General features: G+C 47.6%; 2 tRNA genes. Both read left to right on the forward strand.

Annotation, left to right across the window (positions count from 1 at the left end):
• The first annotated feature begins 137 nt into the window (after positions 1-137).
• Positions 138-214 (forward strand) — tRNA-Ile (locus H1S06_RS00470).
• Positions 215-302: 88 nt separating this feature from the next.
• Positions 303-378, forward strand: a tRNA-Ala gene (locus tag H1S06_RS00475).
• Positions 379-531 lie beyond the last annotated feature (153 nt).

A 531-nucleotide genomic window follows, 5' to 3' on the forward strand; every position in this document is an offset into this window, starting at 1 on the left:
CGTAACAAGGTAGCCCTAGGGGAACCTGGGGCTGGATCACCTCCTTAAACGATTGCGAAGTTCTGGCAAGCGTTCACACATATTACCTGATCGAAAGTTAGAGAGAGCGTATCAACCACACAGTGGTTGAACACTGTAGGCTTGTAGCTCAGTTGGTTAGAGCGCACCCCTGATAAGGGTGAGGTCGGTGGTTCAAATCCACTCAGGCCTACCAATTTTCCACTTTGCCGCGTTATGGCACTGCTCGCATAGTTGACTATGCGTCACAGCACCATGCCTTGCATAGTGAAAAATTATGTTCTGGGGCTATAGCTCAGCTGGGAGAGCGCCTGCTTTGCACGCAGGAGGTCTGCGGTTCGATCCCGCATAGCTCCACCATTCCCTAAACCCGCGGGATGGTCAAGAAAGTTTTAAAACATGGGCTCTTTTTGAGTTTATCTTTTAAAGCTTCTTAGCTTTAAACGCTCTTTAACAAATTGGATCTGAAAGATTGTCTTGTATTGTTTGATACAAGCGCCAACCGGCGATAAT

It is taken from the genome of Marinobacterium marinum (assembly GCF_013868415.1).
GTDB classification, from domain to species: Bacteria; Pseudomonadota; Gammaproteobacteria; order Pseudomonadales; family Balneatricaceae; genus Marinobacterium; species Marinobacterium marinum.